This window comes from Streptosporangium sp. NBC_01755 (assembly GCF_035917995.1).
GTDB lineage: Bacteria > Actinomycetota > Actinomycetes > Streptosporangiales > Streptosporangiaceae > Streptosporangium.
In genome coordinates this window covers 5,435,507-5,448,901 of record NZ_CP109131.1, presented here as the reverse complement: position 1 = coordinate 5,448,901, position 13,395 = coordinate 5,435,507, and the positions used below count along the sequence as shown (strand labels likewise).

At 69.8% G+C, this 13,395-nt stretch carries 15 protein-coding genes and 1 pseudogene; 8 read left to right on the top strand and 8 right to left on the bottom strand.

Going from position 1 to position 13,395, the window contains the following annotated elements:
• Window positions 1-73 precede the first annotated feature (73 nt).
• Genes OG884_RS25930 through rimP form a run of 3 tightly spaced genes read right to left on the bottom strand, consistent with a single transcriptional unit; the run spans window position 74 to window position 1,880 of the window.
• On the bottom strand, window positions 74-376 hold the full coding sequence (locus tag OG884_RS25930) for a YlxR family protein (protein ID WP_326637081.1): 303 nt from the start codon (window positions 374-376) through the stop codon (window positions 74-76).
• Complete coding sequence (gene nusA / locus OG884_RS25925; protein ID WP_326637079.1) at window positions 360-1,367, bottom strand: transcription termination factor NusA; 1,008 nt, start codon at window positions 1,365-1,367, stop codon at window positions 360-362. The genes OG884_RS25930 and nusA overlap by 17 nt, the downstream gene beginning before the upstream one ends.
• Window positions 1,368-1,379: 12 nt before the next feature.
• On the bottom strand, window positions 1,380-1,880 hold the full coding sequence (gene rimP / locus OG884_RS25920) for a ribosome maturation factor RimP (protein ID WP_326637077.1): 501 nt from the start codon (window positions 1,878-1,880) through the stop codon (window positions 1,380-1,382).
• A 192-nt stretch (window positions 1,881-2,072) separates the two neighbouring features.
• Here rimP and OG884_RS25915 point away from each other — a divergent pair, with 192 nt between their 5' ends.
• The 5 genes from OG884_RS25915 (at window position 2,073) to OG884_RS25895 (ending at window position 5,347) form a co-directional block, all read left to right on the top strand.
• Window positions 2,073-2,564: a hypothetical protein gene (locus OG884_RS25915; protein WP_326637075.1), complete on the top strand. Its 492-nt coding sequence runs from the start codon at window positions 2,073-2,075 to the stop codon at window positions 2,562-2,564.
• Window positions 2,561-3,031, top strand: a complete 471-nt coding sequence (locus OG884_RS25910) for a ferritin-like domain-containing protein (protein WP_326637073.1) — start codon at window positions 2,561-2,563, stop codon at window positions 3,029-3,031. The genes OG884_RS25915 and OG884_RS25910 overlap by 4 nt, the downstream gene beginning before the upstream one ends.
• Before the next feature lie 235 nt (window positions 3,032-3,266).
• Window positions 3,267-4,754, top strand: a complete 1,488-nt coding sequence (tnpC, locus tag OG884_RS25905; RefSeq protein ID WP_326637071.1) for an IS66 family transposase — start codon at window positions 3,267-3,269, stop codon at window positions 4,752-4,754.
• A 122-nt stretch (window positions 4,755-4,876) separates the two neighbouring features.
• Complete coding sequence (locus OG884_RS25900; protein WP_326637068.1) at window positions 4,877-5,071, top strand: DUF4236 domain-containing protein; 195 nt, start codon at window positions 4,877-4,879, stop codon at window positions 5,069-5,071.
• Window positions 5,072-5,143: 72 nt separating this feature from the next.
• Window positions 5,144-5,347 (top strand): DUF4236 domain-containing protein, encoded by a 204-nt coding sequence (locus OG884_RS25895; RefSeq protein ID WP_326637067.1) that lies wholly within the window; start codon window positions 5,144-5,146, stop codon window positions 5,345-5,347.
• A gap of 104 nt (window positions 5,348-5,451) precedes the next feature.
• Here the strand turns inward: OG884_RS25895 and OG884_RS25890 are convergent, their stop codons facing one another.
• Window positions 5,452-7,197, bottom strand: a complete 1,746-nt coding sequence (locus OG884_RS25890; protein ID WP_326637064.1) for a proline--tRNA ligase — start codon at window positions 7,195-7,197, stop codon at window positions 5,452-5,454.
• Window positions 7,198-7,274: 77 nt separating this feature from the next.
• Complete coding sequence (locus OG884_RS25885; protein ID WP_326637062.1) at window positions 7,275-7,907, bottom strand: hypothetical protein; 633 nt, start codon at window positions 7,905-7,907, stop codon at window positions 7,275-7,277.
• 121 nt (window positions 7,908-8,028) lie between these two features.
• Here OG884_RS25885 and OG884_RS25880 point away from each other — a divergent pair.
• Window positions 8,029-8,244: pseudogene (locus tag OG884_RS25880) on the top strand (acyl-CoA dehydrogenase family protein); the annotation flags it as partial.
• A gap of 103 nt (window positions 8,245-8,347) precedes the next feature.
• Complete coding sequence (locus tag OG884_RS25875; RefSeq protein ID WP_326637060.1) at window positions 8,348-9,676, top strand: FAD-dependent oxidoreductase; 1,329 nt, start codon at window positions 8,348-8,350, stop codon at window positions 9,674-9,676.
• A gap of 59 nt (window positions 9,677-9,735) precedes the next feature.
• On the opposite strand, the gene OG884_RS25870 is transcribed toward OG884_RS25875, so the two are convergent.
• Complete coding sequence (locus tag OG884_RS25870) at window positions 9,736-10,269, bottom strand: hypothetical protein (RefSeq protein ID WP_326637058.1); 534 nt, start codon at window positions 10,267-10,269, stop codon at window positions 9,736-9,738.
• 331 nt (window positions 10,270-10,600) lie between these two features.
• Here OG884_RS25870 and OG884_RS25865 point away from each other — a divergent pair, with 331 nt between their 5' ends.
• A complete protein-coding gene (locus OG884_RS25865; RefSeq protein WP_326637057.1) occupies window positions 10,601-11,791 on the top strand; it encodes a DUF6986 family protein in 1,191 nt (396 codons plus the stop codon).
• Window positions 11,792-11,863: 72 nt separating this feature from the next.
• On the opposite strand, the gene OG884_RS25860 is transcribed toward OG884_RS25865, so the two are convergent.
• Both OG884_RS25860 and OG884_RS25855 read right to left on the bottom strand, forming a co-directional pair.
• A complete protein-coding gene (locus OG884_RS25860) occupies window positions 11,864-12,538 on the bottom strand; it encodes a copper homeostasis protein CutC (RefSeq protein WP_326637055.1) in 675 nt (224 codons plus the stop codon).
• A 43-nt stretch (window positions 12,539-12,581) separates the two neighbouring features.
• A complete protein-coding gene (locus OG884_RS25855; protein ID WP_326637053.1) occupies window positions 12,582-13,187 on the bottom strand; it encodes a GNAT family N-acetyltransferase in 606 nt (201 codons plus the stop codon).
• Window positions 13,188-13,395 lie beyond the last annotated feature (208 nt).

Genomic DNA, 13,395 nt, shown 5'->3' with positions numbered 1-13,395 from the left:
ATGCTCATCAGGCGCTCATAGCTATCTGACCAGCCCATCAAATCGGCGTCCTACATGACAGTCGGTAACCATTTCACCCGATCCTTTCAGCCTGTTGCTCTTCCAGGTGGCCACGCAGCCGCGACAGGTCGAGCGGAACCGCGACGCGAAACGCGCGCGGAAACGCTCGGCGACGCTCTGCGAGTTCGAGACAGCTCAGGGTGGGATGCAGTGAAGCACCACGCCCCTGGAGCCGTCTTCGCAGGTCAGGGAGTATAACGCCCTCGACCACCACCAGGCGGAGCAGCTCGGAGGAAACCGTGCGAACCCGGCACCCCACACATGTTCTCAGTGGGACAGCCTGGCCACCATATTCCAGCTTACCGTGTGGGCGCATCTGCGGAACCTGCCGCGTCCCCCGGCTGGGTGTCGGGACGGATGTCGATGCGCCAGCCGGTGAGGCGATTGGCCAGTCGGGCGTTCTGCCCCTCCTTGCCGATGGCGAGGGAGAGCTGGTAGTCCGGCACGGTCACCCGCGCGGCACGGCCGTCGAAGTCGATCACCTCTACGTGAGAAACGCGGGCCGGCGACAGGGCATTCCCCACGAACTCCGCGGGATCCTCCGACCAGTCGATGATGTCGATCTTCTCACCGTGCAACTCGGTCATCACGTTGCGCACGCGCGAGCCCATCGGCCCGATGCAGGCGCCCTTGGCGTTCACCCCCGGGCGCCGCGAGCGGACCGCGAGCTTGGTGCGGTGACCGGCCTCGCGGGCGATGGCGGCGATCTCGACCGTGCCGTCGGCGATCTCCGGCACCTCCAGGGCGAAGAGCTTCTTCACCAGGCCTGGGTGGGTGCGCGACAGGGTCACCGAGGGGCCCTTGTGCCCCTTCTTGACCTGGACCACGTAACAGCGGATCCGTTCGCCGTGGACGTACTCCTCACCCGGGACCTGCTCGCTGTGCGGCAGCACCGCCTCGATCTTGCCCAGGTCGACCAGGACCACCCTCGGGTCCTTGCCCTGCTGGATGACGCCCGCCACCAGCTCGCCCTCGCGGCTGGCGAACTCGCCAAAGTTGATCTCGTCCTCCGCGTCACGGAGCTGCTGCAGGATGACCTGCTTGGCGGTGGTCGCGGCGATGCGGCTGAAGTTGCCCGGGGTGTCGTCGAACTCCCTGAGCACCTCCCCGCTCTCGTCGTCGAGTTCGGCGGCGAAGATGGTCACGTGCCCGGACTTGCGGTCGAGCTCGGCGCGCGCCTTGGCCGCCGCGCCCTCGCTCCGGAAATATGCGATCAGCAGCGCGTCCTCGATCGCCTTGACGACCAGGTCGAAGGAGATGTCCTTCTCCCGCTCCAGGCTGCGCAGGACGCTCATGTCGATGTCCACGAGGCTTCCCCCTTAGCCCTCGTCGCCGTCTTCGCCGTCGTCTTCGGCGTCGTCGAGCCGGCGGAATTCCACCTGAACCCGTCCTCGGGTCAGGTCCTCATAGTCGATGCGGCGCGGCGCGCCGTCGACGTCCAGCTCCACGCCGGTCTCGTCGGTGGCGACGATCCGGCCCTCCACGGCGGTGCCGTCCCGCAGGTCGGCCTTGACCAGCCTCCGCACCGCGCGGCGCCAGTGGCGCGGCTCGGTGAGCGGACGGTCGACTCCCGGAGAGGAGACCTCCAGCACGTACGGGGTGGTTCCCATCGCGTCGTCGGCGTCCAGCGTCGCCGAGACCGCGAGGCTGACCTCCGCGACGTCGTCGAGGCTCACGCCGCCGTCACGGTCGACGACGACACGCAACAGCCGCCGCTTGCCCGCGGGGGTGACCGTGACGTCCTCCAAGTCGAGCCCCTCGGCTCCGACGACAGGTTCCAGAAGCTTGATCAGGCGGTCGCGGGATGTGGCGCTGCCCATGCCGACCTCCCATTGTCACGATCTCAGCCGGGCGGACCTCGCCCATGCGATTAACCAGCCTATCCACACCAGGGCGTGGAAACAGCGCCACTCGGTGTGGCGGAGCCGCCCGAGAAGCGAGGTGAGTGCCATTATTCCAAGCCCGTACGATGCTAGGAGCGTCAGCTGTCGACACAGAACCGGAGGTCGTCCGTGCGTTCCGTCTCCCGGCGCGCCCTGCTGCGGGGCGGCGCTCTAGGGGCGGCGGCCGTGACCGTCGCGGGATGCGCCGCCGAGAAACGGGTGCCTCCGGTGGCCGAGCGTCCCGATCCCGAGACCGTGCTCCTGCGGGAGCTGATCGCCGGCAAGGAGCGGGCAGTGGCCCTGTACGCCTCGGCCGCCTCGGCCAGGCTCGCGCCCTTCAGGCAGCGGCACGAGGCCCATCTGGCCGAGCTTCGCCGCCGCCTCCCGCCCGGCGCCGTCTCCGGCTCCGCGACGCCCACGCCCTCGCCCTCACCCACGCCATCCGGCGGCGCGTCCGCGGGCGGCAAGGCGTCGGTACGGGCCCTTCGCGATCTGGAGCGCAGGGCGGCGGCGCTCCGTACCCGCCAGGTCGAGGGGGCCTCGCCCCCGCTGGCCCAGCTGATCGCGTCCATCGGCGCCTGCGAGGCCGCGCACGCCCTGGCCCTGTCGAGATCACTGTGAGGGCCGGCCAGGGGCTCGGCGCGGCGCTGGCGGCCGAGCACGCCGCCGTGTACGCGTACGGGGTCATCGGGGCCAGGAGCACGGGCAGGTTGCGCACCGAGATGACGGCGGCCTACAACGCCCACCGCGCCCGCCGTGACCGGCTCCGCGCCACGATCATCACCATGGGCGGCACCCCGGCCGAGCCGACCGCGGCCTACGAGCTCCCGGTCACGCCGTCCACGGCGGCGCAGGCGGTGGAGCTGGCCGTGCTGGTCGAGCGGAGGGTGACCGGCGCCTATCTGGAACTGGCGGCCTCCGCCGACACGGCGCTGCGCAAGATGGCCGCGCTGGCCATGCAGGAGTGCGTCACCCGCTCCTACGACCTGCGCCCGGAGATCGACACCTTCCCCGGCATGCCGCCCGCGCCCGCCGCCTCCCCCAGCACCTCACCCACCGTCTCCCCCACGGCGACCGCCACCGAGTGACTTTCACGGCCAGGGCTGGTCAACGCGGGGCTTCAAAGCGCGTTACCGCGCCTCAAGCCCCCTCCTTCAGGAGGGGGTCGTTGACCGATGGCCGCTTTCCCGGAGTAAGGATTTCCCGGAGTGACGGGCTGGTCGGCGCGGTATCGACGCCCGACGACGGTGACTGTTCAGGTGCCCTTTCCTCGTGAGGTTGGGCGTGGCATGGGCATGATCGGACTCATGGGATGATCTTCGGGTGATTCCGGCTGAGGGCGAGCGTCCGTCATACGGCGAGCTTGCCGCTTTGGTCGTGACGCTGACCGCCCGGCTGGATGTGCTGGAAGCGCGGGTCGTCGAGTTGGAGGCGGAAAACGCCCAGCTCAAAGCGGAGAACGCGGAGTTGCGGGCTGAGAATGCCGAGCTGCGGCGGCAGGTAGGGCGAAACTCGCGTAATTCCTCGCAACCTCCGTCGGCCGATGGCCTGGCCAAGCCACCGCCCAAGTCGATGCGGGGTAGGAGCGGACGTCGCCCCGGTAAGCAGCCCGGCACGTCGGGGACGGCGTTGATGCAGGTGGACTGCCCGACATGGACGGTGCCGCACCTTCCATCTGCGTGTGGCGGGTGTGGCGGGGACCTGACCGATGCAACCCCGGCGGGCGTTGCGGTGATTCGGCAGGTTTTCGACATCCCCGAGGTCAAGGCCGAGGTCACCGCGCATAAGTTGCACGCCCTGGCCTGTGGCGGTTGCGGGACGGTGACCCGTGCTGCGGCTCCGGCGTTCGCCACGGCCCCGGCGGTATACGGGCCACGGGTGAGCGCGCTGGCCGCCTACCTGTCCGCCCAGCACCACATCCCGGTTGGGCGGGTCGCCGAAGTCCTCGCCGATCTGGCCGGGATCGAGGTGTCGACCGGGTGGATCAGCGACACGGTCACGAAGGTGGCCCAGGTCCTGGCGCCGGTCAACGCACGGATCCGTGACGCGATCGCCGCTGCGAGCGTCGCGCACTTCGATGAGAGCGTCACCCGCGTGGGCGGCAGGAACCACTGGCTGCACGTGGCCGCCACACCTGCGCTGACCGCCTACCACATCGACGCCCACGGGCGCGGCACCGAGTCGATCACCGCGTTCGGGATCCTTCCCCGCTTCACCGGCGTGGCCGTCCACGACGCCTACCGCTCCTACCAGGCATTCGAGGGCTGCACGCACGCCTTGTGCAATGCGCACATCGTCCGGGAGGCCGCCGGGATCGGCGAGTACGACCTTCGCGCGCGGGCCGATGGCTGGGCTGAGGCGCTGGTGCTGTTACTCGGTGACGGATACCGGTGGGTGGCCGCCTGGCGAGACAAAGGGCATGACCGCCTGCCGGACTTCAAGCTGAAGGACCTGTCCCAGCGCTTCGACGACCTGGTGGAACGAGCGTTGACCGCGCATTCCCCACGCGGAACGGGCAAGCAGAGCCCTGCACGTAACCTGGCGCTACGCCTGCGAACCCGAAAGAGTGAGGTGCTGCGGTTCGCCACCGACTTCACTGTGGCGTACTCCAACAACGTCGCGGAGCAGGCCATCCGTATGATCAAGACGAAGACCAAGGTCAGCGGTGGTTTTCGCACGCTCAAGGGCGCCCAGACTTTCCTGGCCATCCGCGGCTACATCTCCACCGTCCGAAAGAACGGTCTCCGCGCCGCTCACGCGCTGCACGACGCGCTGCTCGGCAATCCCTGGATGCCCGCACTCACGCGATGACCTGAATAGTCACCGACGACGGTCTCCGCGTTCATGAGATGAGATTCAAAACCGCTTTCGAGCATGTTTGTACGGTGCCTGCCGGGTAGCTGAATCTCCGTGAAACCGCCTAAGGAGGAGCAATGGGCTGGGGATATCGGAAATCCATGAAGTTCGGTCCGTTCCGTCTTAACCTCTCGCGGAGTGGAGTGGGTCACAGCTGGGGAAACCGCGCCTTCAGGGTCACCAGGACGGCAGATGGGCGCCGCACGCTGAGCGTCAACCTGCCCGGCGGTTTCCACTGGCGCAAGACGCTCGGCAGCGGTGCGCGTCGCTGACGGCGTTTCCCGGGAACCGTTCGCGAACGCCGGTCGTTCTTCTGACACGGCACGAGGCTCGGGGAGAGAACAATGGGCTGGGGATACAGAAAGTCAATCAAAATCGGTCCCTTCCGGATCGACCTGTCTCCACGAGGGGTCGGCCACAGCTTCGGCAATCGCAGATTCCACGTCGCGAGAACTCCCGACGGCCGCAAACACGTGACCATCAACCTGCCCGGCGGATTCCACGTGAGCAGGACGATCGGCCGGAGTTCCCGTTACCGCCGCTACTGAGACGGGGCCACAGACGGGAAGGAGCGGCCCACCCGCCGCGGGTGGGCCGCTCCTTCACATGCGTGGTGGCGCGGGACGAGATCGTCGCCTCCCGGCCCGCGGGTTCACTCCTGGCAGGCCGCCACGACGCGGTCTGCCGCCTCGGCGAGCGGGATCTCCTCCTTGGCGCCGGTGGCTCGGTCGCGCAGCTCCACGACGCCCTGGGTGAGGCCTCGGCCGACGATCAGGATCGTCGGCATGCCGAGCAGCTCGGCGTCCTTGAACTTCACCCCCGGCGAGACACCGGGGCGGTCGTCCACCAGGACGCGCAGGCCGCGGCCCGCCAGCTCCTCGGCGATCCGGAGGGCGGCCTCGATCTGACCGTCCTTGCCGGTGCCCACGATGTGGACGTCGGCAGGGGCGATCTCGCGGGGCCAGAGAAGACCGAGCTCGTCGTGCCGCTGCTCGGCCAGCACCGCCACGGCACGGGAGACGCCGATGCCGTAGGAGCCCATGGTGATGCGGACCGGCTTGCCGTCGGGGCCGAGGGCGTCGAGCTTCGCGGCGTCGGCGTACTTGCGGCCGAGCTGGAAGATGTGGCCGATCTCGATACCGCGGTCGATGGAGAGGCCGGAGCCGCAGACCGGGCAGGCGTCGCCCGCGCGGACCTCGGCGGCCTCGATGGTGCCGTCGGCGACGAAGTCACGGCCCGCGACGACGTCCGCGGCGTGCTTGCCCGGCTCGTTGGCGCCGGTCACCCAGGCGCTGCCGTCGACCACGCGGGGGTCGACGAGGTAGCGGATGCCGAGATCCTTGAGGACCTGCGGGCCGATGTAGCCGCGGACCAGGCCGGGGTGTCTGGCGAAGTCCTCGGCCTCGAAGATGGCGGGCTCGCCGGGGGCCAGGGAGGCCTCCAGCCGCTTGAAGTCGACCTCGCGGTCTCCGGGCACGCCGACGACCAGGGTCTCGGTCTTGCCCGAGCCGGGGACGGTCACCTTCACCACGATGTTCTTGAGCGTCCGGGCGGCGGTGATGCCGAGGCCGTGGTGCTCGTTGACGTGGTTGACCAGCGACTCGATGGTCGGGGTGCCGGGGGTGTCGAGCACCCGCATGGCGGGACGCTCGCCGGCGCCCTCGGCGGCCGGGGCGGGGGTGACGACGGCCTCCGCGTTGGCCGCGTAGCCGCAGGCGTGGCAGGCCACGAAGGTGTCCTCGCCGGTGGCCGCGGGGGCGAGGAACTCCTCGGAGGCCGACCCGCCCATCGCACCTGACGTGGCGAAACAGATCTTGTAGGAGATGCCGAGCCTGTCGAAGGTCTTGATGTAGGTCTCGCGGTGGCGCTCGTAGGAGTGCTTGAGACCCTCGTCGTCGAGGTCGAAGGAGTAGGAGTCCTTCATGACGAACTCGCGCCCGCGCAGGATGCCGGCCCGAGGCCGGGCCTCGTCGCGATATTTCGTCTGGATCTGGTAGAGGGTCACCGGATAGTCCTTGTAGGAGGAGTACTCCCCCTTGACCATGTCGGTGAACATCTCCTCGTGGGTGGGACCGAGCAGGTAGTCGGCCCCCTTGCGGTCCTTGAGGCGGAAGAGCGTGTCCCCGTACTCGGTCCAGCGGCCGGTCGCCTCGTAGTACTCACGGGGCAGGAGAGCGGGGAAGAGCACCTCCTGGCCGCCCATGCGGTTCATCTCCTCGCGCACGACGCGCGTGACGTTCTCCAGGACCGTCTTGCCGAGTGGCAGCCAGGAGTAGACGCCGGGGGCGACGCGGCGGACGTAACCGGCGCGGACGAGCAGCTTGTGGCTCGGCACTTCCGCGTCTGCCGGGTCGTCCCTCAGCGTTCGAAGAAACAGCGACGACATGCGCAGCAGCACGGCTACTCCTAGCTAGTGGGGATCGATGCTCTACAGGCTATCGAGTCCGGCAAGCCGATTGTCTGCCGTCGACCGCTTCAGAGCCCGGTGAGGAAGACGAAGTGGAAGGCCCCGAAGGCCAGCGCGACCAGTGTGGAGCAGATCCGGTCACACCTGCGGGCCAGTGCGATCAGCATCCCCGCCGCGAGCGCGGCCACGACCACCGTTCCCCACGGCCAGAAGCCGGGAACGTACTCGGGGCCGCCGGGCACCATCTTGTCGATGCCTTCGAACAGGGACAGCCCGGCCGCCCCTCCGGCCGCGAGACCTCCCCAGCGGTCGGGGCGCTTGGCCAGGTAGGAGAAGACCCCGATCGCCACGAGGTTGACGAGCGTGAGGTTCATCGTGGCGACGTCGTCACCGAGCCTGGTGAACGAGTCCTCCGGCTCGAAGAGGGTGGCGGCCAGCACCGAGAGCAGCGGCCCGAACGCGGCGAGCATGCTGGAGAGCACCGCCCAGCCGAAACCGGCCGCGGTCCGCCCCACGACGACGACGAGGAGGATGTACGCGCACGAGTTGTAGATGGCGTAAGGCAGGTCGGGCCCGTAGGCCAGCAGCGCTCCGACGCCACCCAACAGCATCCCCACGAAGAGCGAGAGGACCATGTGCCGGAGAATGGCGCGATCCCGCCGGTCCCCCGCGACGAAGTCAAGCGTGTAGTTGCGTTCCACCGAAGCCACCGATCCCCCGATCACATGTACTCGTGGCCACCGGCAGTATATCTGACCTGTGCTAACGTCCAGGGCAAGGTAAATTTCACAAGACAAGCGATCGCTTGGTTATAGTGTTGCCGTGAGTCCTTTCCCGAGCGTTTCCCCAAGCCTTTCCGAGGAGCGTGTGGGGCTCCGTGACGCCGTCCGCTCCTTCCTCTCCCGGCACCCGGACGCCCCCTGGGGCCGGTTCGCCGCCGAGCTGGGCGTGGCCGGCCTGGCGGTCGGCGAGGAGTACGGCGGCGCGGGCTGCGGCATGGTCGAGGCGGCCGTCGTGTGCGAGGAGGTCGGCCGCGTCCTGTCGCCCCACCCCTATCTGCAGACCGCGGTACCGGCCGTGGAGGCGATCACTAAGGACCTTCAGACTGGCCCGGCGGGCACCGGTACTACAGAATCGCGTTATGACAGCCAGTGCCCTGGGAGGCGATATGTCGCTGCGAGTCGCGATCGTGGGGTCGGGGCCGGCCGGGATCTACACGGCCGAGGCCCTGAGGAAACAGGCCACCGTGCCCCTGCGGGTGGACGTGCTGGAGCGGCTGCCGACCCCGTACGGGCTGGTGCGCTACGGGGTGGCCCCCGACCACACCTCGATCAAGTCGATAGCGGGCTACCTGCGCGGCGTGCTGGAACTTCCTGACGTGCGGTTCCTCGGCGGTGTCGAGTTCGGCAAGGATGTCGGCGTCACCGATCTGCTCGACTGCTACGACGCCGTGGTCTACTGCACCGGCGCGATGGTGGACCGGCGGATGGGCATACCCGGCGAGGACCTGCCGGGCAGCGTGGCCGCCACCGACTTCGTCAACTGGTATTGCGGCCACCCCGACGTGCCGGGCGACCGCTTCGTCCTCGACAGCCCCGAGGTCGCGGTGATCGGCGTGGGGAACGTTGCGGTCGACGTGGTGCGCATCCTGGCCAAGACCGCCGACGAGCTGCGCGCCACCGACGTGCCACAGGAGGCGCTCGACCGGCTGGCCGCCAGCGAGGTGAAGGCCATCCACATGGTCGGCCGCCGGGGACCCGAGCACGCCAAGTTCACCCTGAAGGAGCTCAGGGAGCTGGGCGAGCTGACCAACGCGGACGTGCGGGTGCGGCCCGAGGAGAGCGTCGCGGACGTCTCGGCGGCGTCCCGGCAGATCAGGGGCAACGTCGAGGTCCTGCAGAGCTGGGCGGCCCGCGGCCTGACGGGCCGTCCCCGGCGGCTGGACGTGCGGTTCTGGATGCGCCCGGTGGAGATCCTCGGCGAGGGGCGGGTGGAGGCGCTCAAGCTGGAGCGAACCCGGCTGGTGGAGGGCCGGGTGGTCGGCACCGGCGAGTTCGAGACCCTCCCGGTCGGCATGGTGCTGCGCTCGGTCGGCTACCAGAGCGTGCCGCTGCCCGGCGTTCCCTTCTCCGAGGCCACCATGACCGTGCCGAACGAGGCGGGCCGGGTCCGCGACCGCGAGTACGTGGCGGGCTGGCTCAAGCGTGGTCCCAGCGGTGTGATCGGCACCAACAAGTCCGACGCCGCCGAGACGGTCCACACCCTTCTCGCCGATCTCGCCGGCCACGAACCGGTACGCCGCACGGACCCGGACGACCTCCTCGCCTCCCGGGGCGTCTCACCGATCACCTACGAGCACTGGCTGTCCATCGAGGCCGCCGAGGCGGCACTGGCCAGGTCCCTCGACCGGGGCGAGCGGGTGAAACTCCTCGGACTCGCCGCCATGCTCACCGCCTGCGGCCGTCAATGACGCGGCCGCGGCCACGCCCGGAGAACCGGGGCGTGGCCGCGGCCAGGGCGCTGTTCGCGCTATTCGCCGTTCCCGCTCTCGGTGCCGCCCTGCTCGCCACCCGGACCGTCGGGGCCCTGCCCCTCCGCCGGGCCCTGCGGGTCGACGCCGCCGTCACCGCCGTCACCGCCACTACCGCCGTTACCGCCGCCGTTCTGCGGCGCGCAGGAGATCGTGAAGTTCGCCTTCTTGGAGACGACCTTGCGCGGGCTCAGCACCTGAAGCGCCTGCCAGCCCTTCAGGTTGCCGCGGAAGGTGGCGCGATCCTTCAGGATCTTCGTCCCGTTCACCTTGACGGTCTTCACCGCGCTCTTGGAGCCGTCGCCCCTGAGCCAGCGGTAGGCCACCACGGTGGGCCCGCTTACCTTGATCTTCGCCGTGAAGCCGACGGTCACCGGGCACTTGCCGGCGTGCTTGGCCGGGCTCGCCTTCACCGACACGGCCACCTTGGGCTTCGCGGGCGCGGACGCCGCGGCGGCCGGAGACGCCTGCGTCATCAGCAGTACGGCCAGCAGGGACCCGGCCAGCGCGGAGAGCCCCTTGAGTCTGTTCATGTCATCCCATCGACGAGTGATCGAACTGCGGTGGCAAAGTTTAGCCATGGTGACTTGTGCTCCGGTTGGGACCGGCTGAGTCCGCTGGTCAGCATGGGGCGGCGGTGACGGCGATGACGGCGATGACGGTAGTGACGGCGGTGATCAGCGGCGATCGGTGGCGATCGGCGATCATCTGCGGTGATCGGCGGCGAGGAGCTGGGGCTAAGGTGCGTTCAAAACGGCGCGTCCGGTTCGAACCGGCACGTCCATACCGGCACGTCCATACCGGCACGTCCATACCGGCACGTCCCCGGCGTCCATACCGGCACGTCCTCAAAGGAGCATCAGCATGCGCGTCACGCTCGCCGACCCGTCCGCACTGATCCCGGGCTTCGAGCGGACTCATCGCGAGCAGTCCGCGCTGTACCCGTACGGGCCGGTCGGGTGGCAGCCGGTGCACACGGTCTACGTCCCCGCGGACCGGTTCGACGCCGGGACGGTGCGGGCGTGGGGTGACGCCGCGCTGGAGCTGATGCGGCGGCACCTGCCGGAGGGCGACCTGGCCGCGATCCTCGGCGTGGACGGGGACGTCGCCGGAGCCGTCCACGGCAGGGTGCTCGCCAAACTCGGTGAGGAGCCCGTCGAGGACCTGCGCGTCGACTTCGAGGACGGGTACGGGCCGCGTCCCGAGGAGGAGGACGGCCACACCCGCGGCGCCGCCGAGGCGCTCGCGGCCATGCACATGGCTGGAACACTCCCTCGCCGCTGGGGGCTACGGGTGAAGTCGTTCGCCGACGGTGACCCGGTCCGCTCCCTCAGGACGCTGGACGGCTTCCTCACCGGCGTGGTCGAGCGGGTCGGGCACCTGCCCGAGGGATTCGTGGTCACCTTCCCGAAGGTGCTGATGAGGGCCTATCTCCACCAGTTCGCCGACTGCCTGCGAGCGCTGGAGGACGGGCTGGGCCTTCGTGAGGGCACGCTCCGGTTCGAGATCCAGGTGGAGGCGCCGCAGACGGTGCGCTTCCTCGACTCCGGCCTGGTCGCCTCCCTGCGGGGCAGGCTGGCCGCGGCGCACTTCGGCGTCTTCGACTACACGGCGAGCTGCGCCCTGCCCCCGCACGAGCAGCGGCTGGACCATCCCGCCTGTGACCACGCCCGGCACGTCATGCAGACGGTCTTCGCCGGGACCGGCGTGGAACTTTCGGACGGCTCGCTGGCGGCCTCTCCCGCCTCGGATGACCGGCGGGCCGTGCAGGAGCTGTGGCGGCGCCACGCGGAGCTGGTCGGGCACTCCCTGGGCCACGGCTTCTACCAGGGCTGGGACATGCACCCGTCACACCTGGTCAGCCGGTACGCGACGGTCTATGCCTTCCACCTGTCCCGCTACCGGGAGTACGCCCATCGGGTGCGTGCCTGGCGGGAGCGGCGCGAGGCGGGCGAGGGCGTGATGGACGAGCCCGCCACGATCAAGACCATGACCGCCGCCCTGCGCCGTGCCGACCTGGCCCTGGACCCCACCCCGGCTCCGTCGACGCCCTGACCTCGATCGCCGGTCCGCCCGGCCGGCGGTGACGCCTGATCGGGGCGACCCGGCAGCGGCTCCCTGCGCGCCTCAGTCGACCAGGGCGCGCCACTCGCGGACCCTGCGGGTGTCGACCGGGTCCGACCAGGACGCCCGCACGGCGCTGCCGACATGGAAGGCCCGCACGCCGTACTCCATCAGTGCCCCGACATGGCCCGGCCTCAGCCCGCCCCCGGCCATGATCAGCGGGCCGTCGCCGGCCTCGCACCGGGCCTTGAGCAGCGGCAGCCCGTCCGCCACGCCACCGGGCGCGCCAGAGGTGAGCACGGTGGCGAGGTTGGGCAGCAGCCGGACGGCACGCCAGCTCGCCTGGATGTCGGCCGCATGGTCCACCGCCCGGTGGAAGGTCCAGGGCAGCGGCGCGACCGCGTGGATGAGTACCTCGGTGGCGGCCAGGTCGACCACCCCCGCCCGATCGAGGAACCCGAACACGAACCCGGCCGCGCCCGCGTCGGTGAGTGCCCTGGCCTGGCGGCTCAGGGCCTTCAGCGACTCGGGCGTGGCCAGGAACGAGGCCTCGCCGCGCAGCATCACCATCTGCGGCAGCGCGCACTCCTTGGAGATCGCCGCGACCGTCTCCGGCGCCGGGGTGAGCCCGCCTACGGCCATATCGGCGACGACCTCCAGGCGATCGGCGCCACCGGCTTCGGCCGCGACGGCATCACGCACGTCAAGCGTGATCACCTCAAGCAAGGATCCGGTCATGAATGGAGGCTATCGGATGGGTTTGCCCTGAGATCGCCGTGGTTCAGACATGCTCGGGGACGGATGACCCTCGCCGGTCCGAGAAGGGCAGCGCGAGACCTGATCCGTGGGCGCGCAGGCCACCCGGCCGCTGGAACAGGGCGCCGGAGGCGCGATGCGACAGGTCGACCGTGCGGAGGTGCGCGAAACGCTGCCCCCGATAGTAGTCCTGAAGTCTTGAGTTGTCCTTGGAGCAGTCAAGCCTGAGCCATCTTCTCCCCAGGGCCAGGACCCGCAGGCCCGCCCAGTCCAGCAGCACCTCTCCCAGCCCCCGGCCGACGTGGGCGCGCGCCACGGCCAGTTTGTGGACGTAGAGCGCCGAACCGGGCTCGTCCTGCGGAGCCCAGAACTCGGGGTCGGCGTGAGTGTCCAGGGCGAGGGTGGCGGCGAGCCCGTTCTCCCCGTCCAGCAGGTACATGACGCCCTCGCCGATCAGCGGGGTGATGCGCTCGGCGGGAAAGCCGGCGGCGGGCCACTGCCGCACGCCGCGGCGGTTCAGCCACCCGGCGGTCTCGGCGAGGAGCGCGAGCACCTCGTCCAGATCACCGTCCGTGGCCCTGCGCAGCGTGAACGGGCGCGCGGTGGTGGGACTGGCGGTGTTCGAGTGCATGGTTCATCCCTTCGTTGCGTTCGGTACGCGAGTTAACACGGAGCGTGACCGCACGATGGCGCACGGCACCCGTGTCGGGCTAGGCGGATGCCTAGGGGCTTGGGGCGAGCGGCGAGGAGACGCCGGCTGGTGCGACAGGCACAAGAGGCGCAGCAGGCGCAAGAGGCGCAAGAAGCATGAGAAGCGCAGGCGGGAGAGGCGCAGGCGG

What these genes read in the sequence shown, in the direction of transcription:
- OG884_RS25930 (WP_326637081.1), bottom strand. Translation starts at nt 376, where the DNA reads ATGCGCCCACACGGTAAGCTGGAATATGGTGGCCAGGCTGTCCCACTG.
- rimP (WP_326637077.1), bottom strand. Translation starts at nt 1,880, where the DNA reads ATGGGCAGCGCCACATCCCGCGACCGCCTGATCAAGCTTCTGGAACCT.
- OG884_RS25900 (WP_326637068.1), top strand. Translation starts at nt 4,877, where the DNA reads ATGGGCTGGGGATATCGGAAATCCATGAAGTTCGGTCCGTTCCGTCTT.
- OG884_RS25895 (WP_326637067.1), top strand. Translation starts at nt 5,144, where the DNA reads ATGGGCTGGGGATACAGAAAGTCAATCAAAATCGGTCCCTTCCGGATC.
- OG884_RS25875 (WP_326637060.1), top strand. Translation starts at nt 8,348, where the DNA reads ATGACAGCCAGTGCCCTGGGAGGCGATATGTCGCTGCGAGTCGCGATC.
- OG884_RS25870 (WP_326637058.1), bottom strand. Translation starts at nt 10,269, where the DNA reads ATGAACAGACTCAAGGGGCTCTCCGCGCTGGCCGGGTCCCTGCTGGCC.
- OG884_RS25865 (WP_326637057.1), top strand. Translation starts at nt 10,601, where the DNA reads ATGCGCGTCACGCTCGCCGACCCGTCCGCACTGATCCCGGGCTTCGAG.
- OG884_RS25860 (WP_326637055.1), bottom strand. Translation starts at nt 12,538, where the DNA reads ATGACCGGATCCTTGCTTGAGGTGATCACGCTTGACGTGCGTGATGCC.
- OG884_RS25855 (WP_326637053.1), bottom strand. Translation starts at nt 13,187, where the DNA reads ATGCACTCGAACACCGCCAGTCCCACCACCGCGCGCCCGTTCACGCTG.